The following is a 14,899-nucleotide window of genomic DNA, read 5'->3' on the forward strand; positions in this document are numbered from 1 at the left end:
CGAGCTTGGTGGACCAGGAGGACGTGCCGGATGCCAGGTCGTTCATCTCGGCGAGGCCGACCGAATAGCCGCGACCGACGGCGTCGCGCGCCACGCCGCAGCCGTTGACCCCACCACCGACGATGAAAACGTCGTATCCGCCCTGCATGCCATCCTCTTTCGCGCTGCAATATTTCAATTGCGACTGCGAACAATGTGGAGGCTATACGAAGCTTAATCGCACATCAAACGAAATATGTCCGAGGCAAAACGCGGGCTCGCGCTGCGTGAGGCGCGCGAATCGGAAGCCCGGATCGAACGCGGTTTCGTTTTCGAAGGATCGTAGAGTCCACCGCAAAACCGGAATGGCGAGCCGCCAGGCCCGTCATTCCGGCAAGGGGTCGGTTGTCGGCCGCCTTCTTTGCCGGTCCGATCGCCAGCCATGCTGAAAAGCGAAAGAAAAACGAAACTCCGTGCCGGGTGGCTTCGTGCACGTCGCCTCAGACTCGCTCTGGCCCGTCGCTGCCGGCGGCCGTTGACGCACTTCGCCGCCGCGCCTCCTCGCCGCCGGCCAGGCGGACGTCGCCGTCCACTACCAGCCGAGCCTCGTCTTCGACGTGGCGGCGGGCCTCCCGGTTATCCGTGTCGATCGGAAGCTTAAGTCCTCGGACGTCATCGATGTCCTGTCGGACCCCTTCATCCTGCGCGGCGTGCCGGGACACATCCGTTCCGACAACGGCCCGGAGTTCATCGCTAAGGCAGAGCGCGAGTGGATCACGGCAGTCGGGGCGAGAACAGCCTTCATCGAGCCGGGCTCACCTTGGGAGAACGGCTATTGCGAGAGCTTCAACTCCAAGCTCCGCGATGAACTCCTGAACGGTGAGATCTTCTACAGCCTTGCCGAGGCCCGCATCGTCATCGAAGGCTGGCGGCAGCATTACAACACGAAGCGACCGCACTCCTCGCTTGGCTACCGTCCACCGGCTCCAGCCGCTGTGCCATGGCCGGCTGCGCCACCCCAACCCGCTTCGCCGGCCACCTCAACCGTCGCCGACAAGCCCACCATGCATTAGATTTGAACCGGGCCACCTAATGGGGGCAGTCCACTCCTGCAATCCAGGTTGGCTGTTTACGTCCCTCCTCAGCGAATGCTTCACGCAAGGTCTTAAGCAGGAAGAAACATTTTGGACGCATGTTTCGGCAGCATTTTAACTTCTGAGCGCAACTAAAAGTTACTGCTGCGCTACTTCTAAGGTAAGACAGTGCGCCTCTCCATCAAAGCCAAACTTGCTGCCTCCTTTGGCGGCGTGCTCGTTCTCCTCGGAGTCTCAGGCTACTTCGGGGTGTCCAGCCTGTCCCAGACCAACGAAGTTCTAAATAGCTTCGCGGATGGTCCGTTTGAACAGGTAGAGCATGGAGCCCTGACGCAGGAGTCTGTCACCGACGCTCGGCGTGCAATGCTCCGGCTGATCCTCTCATTCGATCCGGCAGATACGGAGAAGGCGAAGGCAGACCTCGAGACTGATTGGCAGAATGTAGATGCCAATCTCAGTGAGATGATCGCTTCCATGCCTGAGGCAGACAAAGCCTCTGTCGCGGATATCAAGCCGCAGGTCGAGGCTCTTAAGGCCGCCGCCGCCGAGATGACCGCAGTTGCTGAACTAGCTAATCCCACGGCAGGCAACGCGGCCATGGATGAGACGAAAGCCGGCTCCGATGCTTTCATCTCTGCTACCGCCGAGTTGCGAGAGGCGCTCCTCGCCGATGGCGGTCCTGACGCGTTCGCTGCCCTTGGCATGTTATCGGAGCTTCAGGTCGATGTTCTGCGCGGGCGCACGACGGCGATCGCTGGCGTGGTGCGCATCGACCCGGCTCAGCTTCAGCGTATTGAGAAGGACATCAAGACGCTATTCGGCACTATCGATCAGCGCTTTGACGCGCTCGCGACGAGTTCGGCTGGGCGACGCCACAAGGATCTCGTCGATCAGAGCAGAGCGGGGTGGGATCTCCTACGCAGCGCTGCAACGAAGCACGTCGAGTACGGCCTCAACAACTATTTCGGCCGCGCTCTGCAGCTTAACCAGGAGAAGTTCGCGCCGGTCGCGGCGGCGCTGGACGAGCGGCTCAACGCGGTCAATCTGAGCGCCGCCGAGACTGCGAAGGAGTACCTCTCGCAGGCTGAGAGCAGCTACGCCTCGACCCGCAACATGCTCATCGTTCTCGCGCTCGTGGCTGTGGCACTTGGAGCTGCCGCTGCCGCCTGGTTGTCTCTGTCGATCTCGCGTGGGCTGAGCCGTGCGGTGACGCTTGCCGACGCGATCGGGGCCGGCGACGTGTCTCAGCGCGTGGAGGCGAAGGGCTCGGACGAGATCGGCGATCTTCTGCGCTCGATGAACACCATGAGCGGGAAGCTGTCCGAGATCGTCGGCGACGTCCTCGGCTCGGCCGCGCAGGTGGCGTCCGGCTCGCGGCAGTCGGCGGCAACGGCCGAGCAGCTCTCATCGGGCTCGACCGAGCAGGCTGCGGCCTCCGAGGAAACCTCGGCCGCCGTCGAGGAGATGACGGCAAACGTGCGCCAGAACGCCGAGAATGCGGCTCAGGCAGAGAAGATCGCCGCCCAGTCCGCAACCAGCGCCGAGAGGAGTCAGGCAGCCATCACCGGCTCGCTGGAAGCCATGCGCACGATCGCCGAGCGGGTGCGGATCGTTCAAGAGATCGCGCGCCAGACCGACCTCCTGGCCCTGAACGCGGCGATCGAGGCCGCGCGTGCCGGCGCCCACGGCAAGGGCTTCGCCGTCGTCGCCTCAGAAGTGAGGAAGCTTGCCGAGCGCTCGCAACAGGCGGCCGTTGAGATCGGCGAGCTCTCCACCCATACCCTGGACGCTGCCGAAGAAGCCGGTCGTCAGTTCGACAGCCTGCTTCCCGACATCCATCGCACGGCCGAGCTGATCTCGGAGATCTCGGCGGCCTGCCGCGAGCAGTCGATCGGCATCGAGCAGATCAACCAGGCCGTGGTGCAGCTCGACCAGGTGACGCAGGCGAACGCGGGCGCCGCCAACGAGATGACGGCGACGGCGGAGGCGCTGTCGGGCGAGGCCGTCTCCCTCAACGAGCGCGCCGCCTTCTTCAAGCTTGATGCGGCCGCCAGGGCTCATGGGGGCAGAGTGCAAGACGCTTATGAAGCTCCGGCAGCCTTTCTGGTCGAGGCTCAGCAAAGCGACGTGCGTGCACTCCAGAGCCGCGCGCAGGGTTTCACCGCAAGCCGTCCTGCGGCGGCGAAGCCGGCACGCAGCATGAAGAGCGCACCTTCAAGCGGCGTCAGCCTCGATCTGGATGGTGATGCCGGCTTCGAGCGCATGAGCGGCTGAGAGCCGCACACCTCGACCGCCACAGTTCAGAGCCCCGCCCGGTTCGCCGCGGCGGGGCGTTTTCGTCTGCGGCAAGCTCAAGACCTGCAACTCACAACGCATGCTCGTAGTCGCCTAGGTTCTAGATTGAACGGCGCCGCGCAAGCTTGATCTGCCACGTAGGCGCTCCATGGCGAACCGGCAAAGGGCTGGCGCCGAGTGCGGAGCAGACCTGAGGTGTCCACGGGTCAAAGCCGGAGGTGCTTTGTGGACCAAATTCTTCCCGGAAGCGAGCTGGGCTTCCTTCTCGGTGATGCGGCGCGACTTTGGCGCCAGACGATGGAGCGCGCTTTATTTCTTGCCGATATGAGCCTGACGGCCTCTGAGCTTCGAGCCCTGACCTATGTTGGACGCTTTGAAGGAGCACGGCAGAAGGATCTGGCAGACCTGATGGGCATCGCGCCCATGACCATGTCTCAGCTGATCGAAACGTTGGAGAAGCGCGAGCTCGTCGAGCGCAGGGTTGATCAGGTAGATCGACGTGCGCGCCGCATCCATTTGACGGCTCGATCTACTGCAGTGTTCGAGAGCCTCGCTCCCGCATCAAGCATGATGCAGGCGAATGCGCTCGTGGAACTATCCGCTGAGCAGCGGCAGGTCCTCAAGGACGCCCTGCGATGCATACTGCGCAGCCTTTCGCTTCACGGTAATGCCTTTGCCGCGGACCTTGCGGCTGACGAGCAGCTCAAGGGTGGCTGAGCTCGGGAAGCGCGGGTAGGGCGCCGCGGATTCCCCGCCCTGAGCTGCGGCACATGATAGCCATGCCAAGTCGCTGACACCTCGTGACACGTTCCGCCGCCTCGTCGAGTCTTCCGGTGCCGCCCACCTTCACAGCCCTTCGTTCCAACCAAGCGGCAGCTGCGGAACGACGGCAAAACAACTTCGTTCGCAGCGGCATCAGCGAGTTGTCTTGTTCATAGAATGCGCCAAGTAGCTTCGCGTCCACGGTTTGTTGCAGGATCAGGAATGTCATTCGCCTTCGAAGCCCAAAACCTTGAAGGCAAGCGCATTCTCGTCGTGGAAGACGACTACATCCAAGCCACGAGCTTAGCCGACGCCATACAGCGCAGAGGCGGACATGTAATCGGACCTGTTCCCGACGTCGCGACAGCACTCGAGCTCGTCGAGAAGGAGGGGCTGCCCGATGCCGCCGTCCTTGACATCAGCCTTGGAGACGAGGCGTCTTTCGCCGTCTCGACCTGTCTGCGCGAACATGGCGTGCCGATGCTGTTCGTCACCGGCTATGACGACTGGTTTATGCCGAACGAACTCGACGATATCGCTGTTTGCCAGAAGCCGATGGACGCGGAGAATATCTTACGGTTGCTGCTTCCGCTCCGGCGTGGCTGACCGCCGAGGCAGGATTACTATGATCAACCAGCGGTTTGGAAAGAAGTCGCGACTTGATTATTGACGAACTTCCGCTAGCTGGCCCATTATCAGCCAGCAGGAGCAATACGCTGAAGCCTAGTTTGCGGTCGCCGTTGGGGGGCGCCTGTGCGAAAGCATGACAAAGGTCCCAGCCAGGATGTGCCAGGGGGGCCTGCCAGTCTCGTGGCGGTGCTTCTGTCCCTGTCGCGCGCCTTTCGGCAACTCATGCAGTTGAAGCTGGCCGAGATCGACGTCGTTGTCGGGCAGGACTCGTTCCTGGATCTCCTGAGGCTGGAGGACACAATGACCGTCAGCCTCGTGGCGAAGACGCTCAACGTCCGACCATCCACGGTCTCGAAGATGGCTGACATAATGGTCTCTCAGAAATGGGTCGTGCGGGAGGCTGATGACGGGGACGCAAGACGGACCCGCCTGCGGCTAACGCCGCTCGGCTTGGACAGGCAGGCCAAGGTTCGTGAGATCCGGACGAAGCTGGAGGCAGAGCTGCTAGCTGGACTGAAGGGATCAAACGTGCAGGCGAATGTGCCAGCGACGCTCGATCTAGTGGCCGCGGTCCTAAACGGACGCTTGTCGCGGCTTCGCTGACGAGCTCCGAGTGTTTTCTCGCTTGCAGCGCTGCGCGCAGATGCGCAGAAGCCGGCCTTCTTCATGGGGTTGATCGACTTCATTCTGCCGCACGAACTGAAGCTTCTGGACTTCGCTGGCCGAGCGGGGCTTTGACCCCGCGGAAGTGCAGAATGCCAGGGACGCGCGCACGCCCTCAGGCAACGCCGGGGACTTCGACTGTTCGCAACCGCCTCCTCTCACCCGGCGAAAATTATCGTGCCCCGCTCGGGCCCTGCCGGCTGGGCCTTTTCGCGTTTCAGCCCTGCGCTCTCAGCCTCGCCATTTCGTCCCGGAACTCGGCCAGGGGCCGTGGGCATCCGAACGGCGGCGGCGCCACGCCCTCGACGCCCCGCAGCTTCATCCTCTCTGCCCACCGCGCCGCCCACACCTCCCTCATCTGCGTGGTCGTGAGCTTCTCCTGATCCAGGAGCCGCCCCCACATCCAGCGGTGCTCGGTGTCGATCCACTCGGCCGCGGTCTCGTAGGGATCGTCCGGCGCGGGGAAGGGATGGCCGTCGCGGAAGACGCGCTTCCTGAACGCCACCCGCGGAGGCAGGGGAAGACCGTGCCGCTGGAAGAGCGCGATCTCCGCGTCCAGCTTCAGGTGTGTACTGCAAGCTTTCGGGAGAAGGTTGTCGAAGGCATCTTCGAATGACCGGGCTCCATCCCGAGGCGTCCCGCTGGCTGATCCTGTCAGGCCGCCGCTGCCCCAAGGCAGGCGCAGGACGTGAATGCTCCATTGCCATTGCGCATCGCGGCCCGTCAGAGGCTTTTCTCCCATCTGGCCGATGCAGAGGTCGCCGTCGTACGCGTAGAAAAGCGGGCGATGGTACTCGCCCCGGCGCCAGCGATAGCGGAAGGGGCGCTCGTCGGACGCGGTTTCCATGTCGATCCTCCAACGTGAACGGAGGAGGAACGTGGAGCATGGAGGCGGAGCGATTCGCCACTCTCTTCCGCCGAAAATGCAAAGCCCCGCTCGGCGAAAGCCGGGCGGGGCCATTATGCGTTTGGACGAGCGTCCTAACGCGCTTCTAACGCGTCCGAACGTCTAACGTCTTGATCTGATCTAACCGCCTGCCGCGATTGGAAAAAGTGGCGCGCCCGAAAGGAAGCGATGCCGGGTGCGCTAAAGCATTGTTCTATATGGCCGCGAGCTGCCTCGTCTGTAGCAACAGTGTAGCAGTATCACGTAGGTGTTGCAAAGGTCCACCCGGCGAACGGACACTCACGGGATCTGGCGCACAGCTTCAGGGCGATCAAGCGCCACGAAAGGCCCGAAGGGGTCGCTGGACTGGTGGCCTGGCTCGCCGGGCCGGAGGCGGGTTTCGTCACCGGAGCAATGCATACGATCAACGGCGTCATCAGCGCATGACCTACGAATAAGCATGGATGTGGACGGATGGCCTGCGAAGAGCGGCCGGGACGACGGCGCTCGACTGCGCGCCATTGTGCTCATGTGCTCGCTAAAGGTCTCCTGCAGCATTGCGAGGAAGGCGCGCACCGCTGGGTTGGTGCGGCGGCTCGGCGGCATTCAGGGCAAGATCGTCCTCACCGTCGGGTGACAAGCTGCGGGGAAGGAGGACGATCATGCTGATCGTGAGCGGATACACCCACGTAGCGCCCTCGGACGCGGCTGCTTTCATCAACGACCTGCCGACTTCGCGCGCACGGCCCGCACCCGCGATGGCTGCCTCTTCTTCGCCGTCGCGCCCGACGACCTACGAGAAGGCCGCATGCTCGTTGCGGAGCGCTGGTGCGACCAGGCGGTGCTCACCGCCCATCCGGCCTCTGAGGACACAGCCGCTTTGGTGGCGCGCTGGCAGGGGCGCGTGACAGCGGATATCGTCAAGTTCGATGTCGGCAACGAGCGCCCGCTTCTGGCGCCATGAGGCGGACCGCATTGGTCGGCGCCAGTACCGTGTTCTTCGAACCGGGCTCGCGGAAAACCGTGGCTCACGGGGCGTCAACTCAAAGCTCTGGAACATTTTGCTGAATAGCGAGATGTTCTTTAGCCTCGCGGAAGTATGCATCGTCATCGAGAGCTAGTGCCTGGCCTGCAACTCCACGCGACCATATCCAAGCCTGGGCAACGCACGACGCCGCAGTTGCCGTAAAGCTTGGAAAGGAATGGACGCCGGCGCTCTATGTCATCACCCTAAGTCTTTGCCGGTCGCCAATCGCTGGGCCGCGTGGGCCTTCTTCCGGCTGGGGCCCGCACGTAAATGGATCGTCCCGTCAACGAAGCTATGATCGATATCGGCCATACCAAGTGATGAGCAAGCGGATAATTGACAGCCTTCGCGCTCTATGGAAGCAATTCATCTGACATCTGTTGGGAGACGGGTGCGCAGCCGAGGCAACGACCCGGCAGTGGGAGGAAGATATGCGCAGACTGCTTTTGACGACGGTGGCCGGACTGGCCATCGCGACGGCGGCGCTTGCCCAAGGGTCGGCGCCCGAAACGCCCGAAACCCCGGCGGACGCCGGGGCTCCAGCCTCTCCAGCCGCTGCAGCCGACCCGGCCGGGAACCCCGAGCCGGAACAGTCGGGAACCCAGGCGCGGAAGGGCGCCGAGCCCGCGAGCAACATGGAGCGACTCCAGGGCATGCAGTCGACGGGCACGTCGATGGACTTTGTCACGGTCCCGCAGACCGACGCCTACGCGGCGCAGATCCGCGAGAACCTCAAAGCCATCACATTGCCGGATGGCTTCAAGATCGATCTTTACGCTGTCGTTCCGGATGCACGGCATATCGCCGTCGGACCGCAAGGCGTCGTCACCTTTGTCGGCACCCGCAAGCAGAACGTCTGGGCCGTCACCGACCGAAACCGCGACCGCGTCGCCGACGAGGTGAAGGAGTTCGCGCCCTCGGTCGAGTTCACCATTCCCAACGGCGTCTGCTTCTCGCCGGACGGCTTCCTGTTCATTGCGGAGCAGAACCGCGTCCTGACCTTCCCGGCCGCCGAATTTTTCTACGAAAGCCCCGATGTAGCGCTCGGTGAGGTGATTAAGAAGGGCAACCTCGTCCCGACCTCCGAAGAGTCGTTCAACCACACGGCGCGCGTATGCCGCGTGGGAGCCGACAACATGCTCTATGTCTCGCTCGGTCAACCCTACAACGTGCCCCCGCCCGAAAAGAGCGATCTTTATGCCGAGCAGGGCATCGGCGGCATCATCCGCATGAACCGCGACGGCACTGGCCGAGAAGTCTTCGCACTGGGCGTGCGCAACTCGGTCGGCATGCAGTTCAACCCAGCGAACGGCGACCTCTGGTTCACCGACAATCAGGTCGACGGCATGGGGGACGACAAGCCGCCGGGCGAGCTCAACCGCGCGACGGAAGCGGGCCAGCACTTCGGCTTTCCCTTCTTCGGCGGCGGCAGCGTGCGCACGACGGAATACGAGAGCAAGGAGCCTCCTGCCGGCGCACGACTGCCCGAGGTCGAAATGGACGCTCATGCCGCAGATCTCGGCATGGACTTCTACACCGGCCAGAGCTTTCCCGAGGAGTATCGGGGCGGTATCTTCTCGGCGCAGCACGGCTCCTGGAACAGGACGACCCCGATAGGAGCGAGGATCATGTTCACGTCGGTCGCAGCTGACGGGTCGGCAGGCGACACGAAAGTCTTTGCCGAAGGTTGGCTGAACAACAATGGCGAGTACCTCGGGCGGCCGGTGGACGTCGCCCAGATGCGGGACGGTTCGCTGCTCGTGTCAGACGATCTCGTCGGCGCGATCTATCGCATTTCCTACTCGGAATAATCGCCGTCTATCGCCTGGTCGCAGGAGGCACCAATTGCCTTCTGCGGCCGGACACCAGCCATTTCCTCATCCCGCATGATAAGAAAGGGCCGTGCCATGTCCTTTTGGCCGAAGTTCGCGCCGCACCTCGCCCTTGCCGCCGCACTCCTTCTGGGCACACCTCTAGCAAACTTCGGCGCCGCTGCGGCGCAAGACATTCGGGCGGGCCGCGAAAAGGCCGCGAGCTGCGTGCCGTGTCACGGACTCGACGGCATCGCCAAGGCGCCCGACGCGCCGAATCTTGCGGGCGACAGTAGCTTCTATGTCGATGCGCAGCTCAAAGCCTTTCGCGGCGGCCAGCGCCAGCACCCTCAGATGACGCTGATCGCCCAAAGCCTGTCCGACGAGGACATCGCCGACCTCGCCGCCTGGTACTCCGCAATAAAGATCTCCGCCAAACTCCCGCAGGACTGATCCTTCTGGCGGAGGAGATGGGAAGAGTAGCAAGCATACATGCTGGTGCGGGCCTTTGAGTCTCGTTCGCGCATCGTCGATATGTGCGGACGTGCCATGGCTTGCGCGATCCCGGATCACATCCACCCGCGCGCCCGCGGTCGAACCGGTTGCAGCATTGTGCACTGTTTCAGCTTGTCACTATCGGTATCTTTGGCATTCCGACTTGCGCGGAGGATGATCGCCATGGCAGCTTGGCAACTGTAGAGCCGCGGAAAGCGGACGGGAGGAAAGTAGTGACTGATCAACACAACAACTCCGGATCGAGTCCGGGGAACGCTTCGTCGCGCCGCCGCTTTCTCAAGAGTGCCATCGGAACGGGCGCCGCGGCCGCCGCTGTCAGCCTCGCCATGCCCAACGTGTCGCGGGCTCAGACAACGACGCTGCGGTTTCAGAGCACGTGGCCCTCGACGGACATCTTCCACGAATTTGCCGGCGACTACGTCAACGTCGTCAACAGGCTGTCGGGTGGACGGCTGACCATGGAGCTGCTGCCGGCCGGCGCGGTCGTGGGCGCGTTGCAGCTGCAAGACGCGATCATTGCCGGCGCACTCGACGGCGGACACGGTGTCGCGGGATACTGGTACGGTAAGAACAAGGCTTTCTCCTTGTTCGCGACCCCGCCGGCCTGGGGGTGGAACGCCAACCAGATGCTCGGCTGGGTTCGGTATGGCGGCGGTCAGGCGCTCTACGACGAACTCGTGCAGCAAGTTCTCGGCCTCGACCTCGTCGGAATTCTATCGAGCCCTATGCCGAGCCAGCCGCTCGGCTGGTTCGCCAGCGAGATCAACGATCCGGCCCAGTTGAACGGACTAAAATATCGCACCAACGGCTTGGCCGCCGACATGAGCCAGGAGATGGGCATCGCGGTGACGATCCTGGGTGCCGGAGACATCGTCCCGGCGATGGATCGTGGCCTCATCGACGGCGCCGAGTTCAACAACCCGTCGTCTGACCTCCTGCTCGGCTTTCCCGACGTCGCGAAGGTCTACATGGTGCGCTCGTTTCACCAGAACAGCGAGTGCTTCGAGGTCATCTTCAACAAGACAAAATTCGATGGACTCGGCGAGGAGCTGCAGCAGGTTCTGCGTTACGCGGCCGATGCCGCCTCTGCCGACATGTCGTGGAAGGCGATGGACCGCTACTCCGCCGACCTTCAGAAGATCAAGGATGCCGGTGTAACGGTGGTGCCGACGCCCGAGAACGTCCTGAAGGCGCAGCTCGAAGCGTGGAACCGCGTCATCGAGACACTCTCCGCCGACCCCTTCTTCAAGAAGGTCGTCGACAGTCAGAAGGAGTGGGCGCGACGCGTGGTTGGTTTCGAGCAGGAATGGGAGACACCCCGGACGCTCGCCTACCAGCACTTCTTCCCGCAAGCCTGACGTCGGCAGGCTCACAAGGCGACCAAACCAAGCCTCGAGTGGACGAACTCCTGCCCACTCGAGGTGTATGACGCGCGCCGTCGCCACTTCCCGGCGACGGCGCTTTCGCCGCCTCCTGCGAGATGTCCAACATGCAGCGCTTTTTGTTCTTCATCGACGGCGTATCCACCGCCGTCGGCAAGCTTTTCGCCTGGTGCATCGTCATCCTGACAGGTGTCGTGTGCTATGAGGTGTTCGTTCGTTACGCGCTCGGCCGCCCGACGACTTGGGCGTACGACATGTCGTACATCATGTACGGCACGCTGTTCATCATGGCCGGAGCCTACGCACTGGCTCGCAACAGCCACGTTCGTGCCGACATCGTCTACCGGCTCTTGTCGGTCCGAGCCCAAGCCGGGCTCGACCTGGTCCTTTACCTGGTCTTCTTCTTCCCGGGTATCATCGCCCTCGTTTATTCGGGATACGGCTTCGCCCGACTATCCTGGATGATCAACGAGCACTCGACCTTCAGTCCGAACGGACCGCCTCTCTACCACTTCAAGACGTTGATCCCGCTCGCAGGGGCTTTCCTTTTCCTTCAGGGGCTCGCCGAAACAATCCGAGCCATCATCGCCCTGCGCACCGGCGCTTGGCCGCGCCGACCGCACGACGTCGAGGAATTGGAAGCCCAGATCCTCGCTAAGGTCCAGGAAGCGCCCGGCGCCCAAGCTGACACCGAGATGCCCGAGAAGAAGACGCTATGACCAATCCAGAAGTCGGCATCCTGATGCTGGTCGTGTTTCTGTTCACGATCCTGCTTGGCTTTCCAATCGCCTTCACCCTCATCGCCCTGTCGGTCATCTTCGGATATTATGCCATTGGTGACGCCATATTCCCGCTGCTGGTGCAGAGGGCCTACGGCGTCATGTCCAACGACGTGCTGATTTCGATCCCACTCTTCCTGTTCATGGGCTACCTGATCGAGCGAGCCAATATTCTCGACCGGCTTTTTCGAGCCCTGCAGCTCGCCGCCAAGAACGTACCAGGCTCACTCGCCGTGGCGAGCCTCCTCACCTGCGCGATGTTCGCCACGGCCACGGGCATCGTGGGCGCAGTGGTCACGCTGATGGGATTGCTCGCCCTGCCGGCCATGCTGAACGCTGGCTATGACAAGAAGCTGGCTTCGGGCGTCGTTTGCGCGGGAGGCTGTCTGGGGATCCTCATTCCCCCTTCGATCATGCTGATCCTCTACGGCGCCATGGCCGGCGTATCCGTCGTGCGCCTCTACGCTGCCGCGCTCATCCCAGGACTGATGCTGGCTGGCCTCTACATCGTTTACGTCATGGTTCGTGCCATGATGAACCCGAGTCTCGCCCCCAAGCTGCCGAAGGAGGAGACCGACGTCCCTCTCGCCACGGTCATCAAGCTCGTGGCGACCTCGTTCCTGCCCTTGTTCGCGCTGATCGCCTCTGTCCTCGGAGCGATCCTGTTCGGCCTTGCCACCCCTCACGAAGCCGCGGGCATAGGAGCGCTCGGTGCGCTCGTCCTGGCGCTCGCTTATCAGTCCCTGACGTGGCAGGGCTTCAAGGAGTCGGTCTTCCTCACCGCCCGCTCAACGGCCATGGTGTGCTGGCTCTTTGTTGGTTCCTGGATCTTCGCTTCGGCCTTCGGCCTGCTCGGCGGGCATCACGTGGTGGAGGACTGGTTCGAGGCCTTGTCGCTGACGCCGCTTCAGTTCCTGCTCCTGACACAGGTCATCATATTCGTTCTCGGCTGGCCGCTAGAGTGGACAGAGATCATCATCATCTTTGTACCGATCTTCCTGCCGCTCCTTGCGGTCTACGACATCGACCCCCTGTTCTTCGGCGTTCTTATTGCACTCAACATCCAGACCTCCTTCATGTCGCCACCCATGGCCATGTCGGCCTTCTATTTGAAGGGTGTCGCCCCAAAGGGGGTGGAGCTGACAGACATCTTCTCCGGCATGACGCCATTCCTGATGATCGTACTGTTCTCCATGTTGCTGTACTACGTTTTCCCCTCGCTTGGCTCGTTTCTCCCGAACCTGCTGTATGCGCGGTAAGGATGGCGATCAAGCTGTATTGCCGTGATGCGCCTCCAATAGAATTGTCCGCCCTGAAGTATGGCTTTTAATCTCAAACGAGGCGGACATGATAGGACGACCCAGGCCCGAAAAGGTCGTCGCGAAGCTGCGGCAGGTCGACGTTCTGGTCTCGTAGGGACGCATGGTAACAAATGCGGTAAACGCGTCGTACGCCGACCGAACGCTGTGTGGTGCCGACGGCGGACCAGCAGGTTCGGACCTGGACAGCCTCACCTCAGATGTTGCTTGGCGGCTTTTTGTCCTCAATTTCGGCATGTCGATCAGCAGCTTACCGCGCTGACAGTCCTCAAGCTACCGAGCTGCTCCGCATCGTGAGCGCACCTTGCAGTGCTTCGTCGAGAGGCATGCGGACGATCAAAGTGCTCAGCTCAGGTTCCAGCACGTGATCGGCCGCGTCGAGGATGCTGAACCAACACCGGTCCCGCTGCCCCTCCTCTTTCCAGCGCTTCAGCTCGCGCTTGACCAGGAGAGGATAGACGCGCACCTCGCTCAAGCGGAAGTCGCACCGGGTCCGCCGCCAGTAGCTGTAGGTGCCGACCGGCTGCGACAGAACGCGCCCCCGCACGCCCGCCTCTTCGTGAGCTTCGATCTTGGCCGCGCGATAATCCTTAATGCCCTTCATGGGCCAGCCCTTCGGGAGGATCCAGCGCCGGGTTTCGCGTGATGTGACCAGGAGAACCTGCATGGCGCCATTTTCGGCAAGCCGAAGCGGCACGGCGGCGATCTGGTGGCCCTTTCGGATGCTGACGTGCTTGGGCAAGGTGGAGGTGTCTCATGCTGGATCTGTTTCCGTCCTCTGCTTGGCCTCAACCCTTTGGCAGAAAGCCGGCATCTTGACCGAGGAGCTCGCGCCAGGGGTTGGCACGACGCGAGGCGCTATGACGCGCCACCACGCGCGCAGCTCAGATCCCGTGCAGGATCATGATGCACTCCATATAGGCCTCCTCGCTGCGCCAAGGCTCGTTCCCGGCCGCGTAGAAGCGCTCTTCCCGAACATAGGCGATCTGTTCGCCGGGCTCACAGGGCAGGTCTATGTGCCCCGGCTTTCGACGAGCGATGAGCTTGAAGTCGCGGTTGAAGAGGACCTGCGAGCCGTCAGCGCAGTGAAAGGCGCCGTAGGGCAGCGTCTTGCGCATGGGAAAGAACTCATGCGGGGACACCTGATCCTCCAGGATGACGAAGTCCTGCCGCGTGACGCCCAGGCCGCTGGGCGGCGTCCCGTCGGTCTGGATGATGAAGTAGGCCGGCTCCTGGCGAACGATGACGCCGATGGATCCGAAACGGTGAGGATCCCGCCTGAGCCGCACCCACGTCCCAACCTCAACCAGTTCATTCACGCGCATTCTCAAGTCAGCAGGATAGTCGATAGGCCAAGGGCCGCTCGCCTTCCTAGATGGTGCTGCCCCCGAAGGCTACGGCGGCTGCGGCCGTGCGTGCATGATGCGCGCGGGATGATGCCCCTGCCGCATCACGACGCTGGCGCCGTGTGCCTTGTGCCCGGGGAAACGCGCTGCACGAGGTGAGGCAATATGCTCGCGCCGAGCCGAAGCAGACCGGTCGAAAGGGTGATCCCGAGCGCGGCGGCGCGTCGTGTGACATCTCCGTGTCACTTGCGCGATGGGTTAACCACTGCGCCGGAGATCGCCATCAGCTGTTATCGTCGGCTGCCCTGAGCTGCCCCATGTCGGTAGCGGTGCAGGGTCCCGTCCCTTCTCCTGCACCGCAAGCCCGCTCCTGCCGATAAAGGTAGGAGCGGGCTCTTTTACTAATCAAC

General features: G+C 62.6%; 15 protein-coding genes and 1 pseudogene. 12 read left to right on the forward strand and 4 right to left on the reverse strand.

The features are described 5' to 3' along the window. A partial coding sequence (locus FZN60_RS27000; RefSeq protein ID WP_158877253.1) for an FAD-dependent oxidoreductase occupies nucleotides 1-148 on the reverse strand: 148 nt, incomplete at its 3' end. Between the two features lie 385 nt (nucleotides 149-533). Here FZN60_RS27000 and FZN60_RS27005 point away from each other — a divergent pair. The 6 genes and pseudogenes from FZN60_RS27005 to FZN60_RS29375 all read left to right on the forward strand — a co-directional run. After that, nucleotides 534-1,052: pseudogene (locus FZN60_RS27005) on the forward strand (integrase core domain-containing protein); the annotation flags it as partial. A 189-nt stretch (nucleotides 1,053-1,241) separates the two neighbouring features. Continuing rightward, nucleotides 1,242-3,347: a HAMP domain-containing methyl-accepting chemotaxis protein gene (locus FZN60_RS27010; RefSeq protein ID WP_158877255.1), complete on the forward strand. Its 2,106-nt coding sequence runs from the start codon at nucleotides 1,242-1,244 to the stop codon at nucleotides 3,345-3,347. A gap of 246 nt (nucleotides 3,348-3,593) precedes the next feature. Then, nucleotides 3,594-4,085, forward strand: a complete 492-nt coding sequence (locus tag FZN60_RS27015) for a MarR family winged helix-turn-helix transcriptional regulator (protein ID WP_158877257.1) — start codon at nucleotides 3,594-3,596, stop codon at nucleotides 4,083-4,085. Between the two features lie 267 nt (nucleotides 4,086-4,352). Further along, nucleotides 4,353-4,736 (forward strand): response regulator, encoded by a 384-nt coding sequence (locus FZN60_RS27020; protein ID WP_158877259.1) that lies wholly within the window; start codon nucleotides 4,353-4,355, stop codon nucleotides 4,734-4,736. Between the two features lie 246 nt (nucleotides 4,737-4,982). Further along, nucleotides 4,983-5,363 carry a MarR family winged helix-turn-helix transcriptional regulator gene (locus FZN60_RS27025; protein WP_158877261.1) on the forward strand — a complete coding sequence of 127 codons (381 nt, stop codon included), beginning with the start codon at nucleotides 4,983-4,985 and terminating at the stop codon, nucleotides 5,361-5,363. A 30-nt stretch (nucleotides 5,364-5,393) separates the two neighbouring features. After that, nucleotides 5,394-5,498, forward strand: a complete 105-nt coding sequence (locus FZN60_RS29375; RefSeq protein ID WP_158877321.1) for a DUF3572 family protein — start codon at nucleotides 5,394-5,396, stop codon at nucleotides 5,496-5,498. 142 nt (nucleotides 5,499-5,640) lie between these two features. On the opposite strand, the gene FZN60_RS27035 is transcribed toward FZN60_RS29375, so the two are convergent. Beyond that, nucleotides 5,641-6,270 carry a hypothetical protein gene (locus tag FZN60_RS27035; protein WP_158877263.1) on the reverse strand — a complete coding sequence of 210 codons (630 nt, stop codon included), beginning with the start codon at nucleotides 6,268-6,270 and terminating at the stop codon, nucleotides 5,641-5,643. A gap of 718 nt (nucleotides 6,271-6,988) precedes the next feature. On the opposite strand from FZN60_RS27035, the gene FZN60_RS29380 reads away from it, so the two are divergent. The 6 genes from FZN60_RS29380 (at nucleotide 6,989) to FZN60_RS27065 (ending at nucleotide 13,083) form a co-directional block, all read left to right on the forward strand. Then, a complete protein-coding gene (locus tag FZN60_RS29380) occupies nucleotides 6,989-7,273 on the forward strand; it encodes a putative quinol monooxygenase (RefSeq protein ID WP_199266666.1) in 285 nt (94 codons plus the stop codon). 698 nt (nucleotides 7,274-7,971) lie between these two features. Continuing rightward, nucleotides 7,972-9,147, forward strand: a complete 1,176-nt coding sequence (locus FZN60_RS27045; RefSeq protein ID WP_246727258.1) for a PQQ-dependent sugar dehydrogenase — start codon at nucleotides 7,972-7,974, stop codon at nucleotides 9,145-9,147. A gap of 75 nt (nucleotides 9,148-9,222) precedes the next feature. Then, nucleotides 9,223-9,600, forward strand: a complete 378-nt coding sequence (locus FZN60_RS27050; protein ID WP_246727248.1) for a c-type cytochrome — start codon at nucleotides 9,223-9,225, stop codon at nucleotides 9,598-9,600. Between the two features lie 101 nt (nucleotides 9,601-9,701). Then, nucleotides 9,702-11,021, forward strand: coding sequence for a TRAP transporter substrate-binding protein (locus FZN60_RS27055; RefSeq protein ID WP_246727252.1), 1,320 nt, complete (start codon nucleotides 9,702-9,704; stop codon nucleotides 11,019-11,021). A 131-nt stretch (nucleotides 11,022-11,152) separates the two neighbouring features. Beyond that, entirely contained in the window at nucleotides 11,153-11,764 is a 612-nt protein-coding gene (locus FZN60_RS27060) for a TRAP transporter small permease subunit (RefSeq protein WP_158877265.1), read from the forward strand. Beyond that, nucleotides 11,761-13,083, forward strand: coding sequence for a TRAP transporter large permease (locus FZN60_RS27065; protein ID WP_158877267.1), 1,323 nt, complete (start codon nucleotides 11,761-11,763; stop codon nucleotides 13,081-13,083). Before FZN60_RS27060 ends, FZN60_RS27065 begins: the two co-directional genes overlap by 4 nt. Nucleotides 13,084-13,411: 328 nt before the next feature. On the opposite strand, the gene FZN60_RS27070 is transcribed toward FZN60_RS27065, so the two are convergent. Together FZN60_RS27070 and FZN60_RS27075 are read right to left on the reverse strand one after the other, a co-directional pair. Further along, complete coding sequence (locus FZN60_RS27070) at nucleotides 13,412-13,885, reverse strand: NUDIX hydrolase (protein WP_246727254.1); 474 nt, start codon at nucleotides 13,883-13,885, stop codon at nucleotides 13,412-13,414. Between the two features lie 142 nt (nucleotides 13,886-14,027). Further along, nucleotides 14,028-14,468, reverse strand: coding sequence for a hypothetical protein (locus tag FZN60_RS27075; protein ID WP_158877269.1), 441 nt, complete (start codon nucleotides 14,466-14,468; stop codon nucleotides 14,028-14,030). Between the last annotated feature and the right edge of the window lie 431 nt (nucleotides 14,469-14,899).

The sequence above is a fragment of the Antarcticirhabdus aurantiaca genome (genome assembly GCF_009765365.1).
Lineage (GTDB): Bacteria > Pseudomonadota > Alphaproteobacteria > Rhizobiales > Rhizobiaceae > Antarcticirhabdus > Antarcticirhabdus aurantiaca.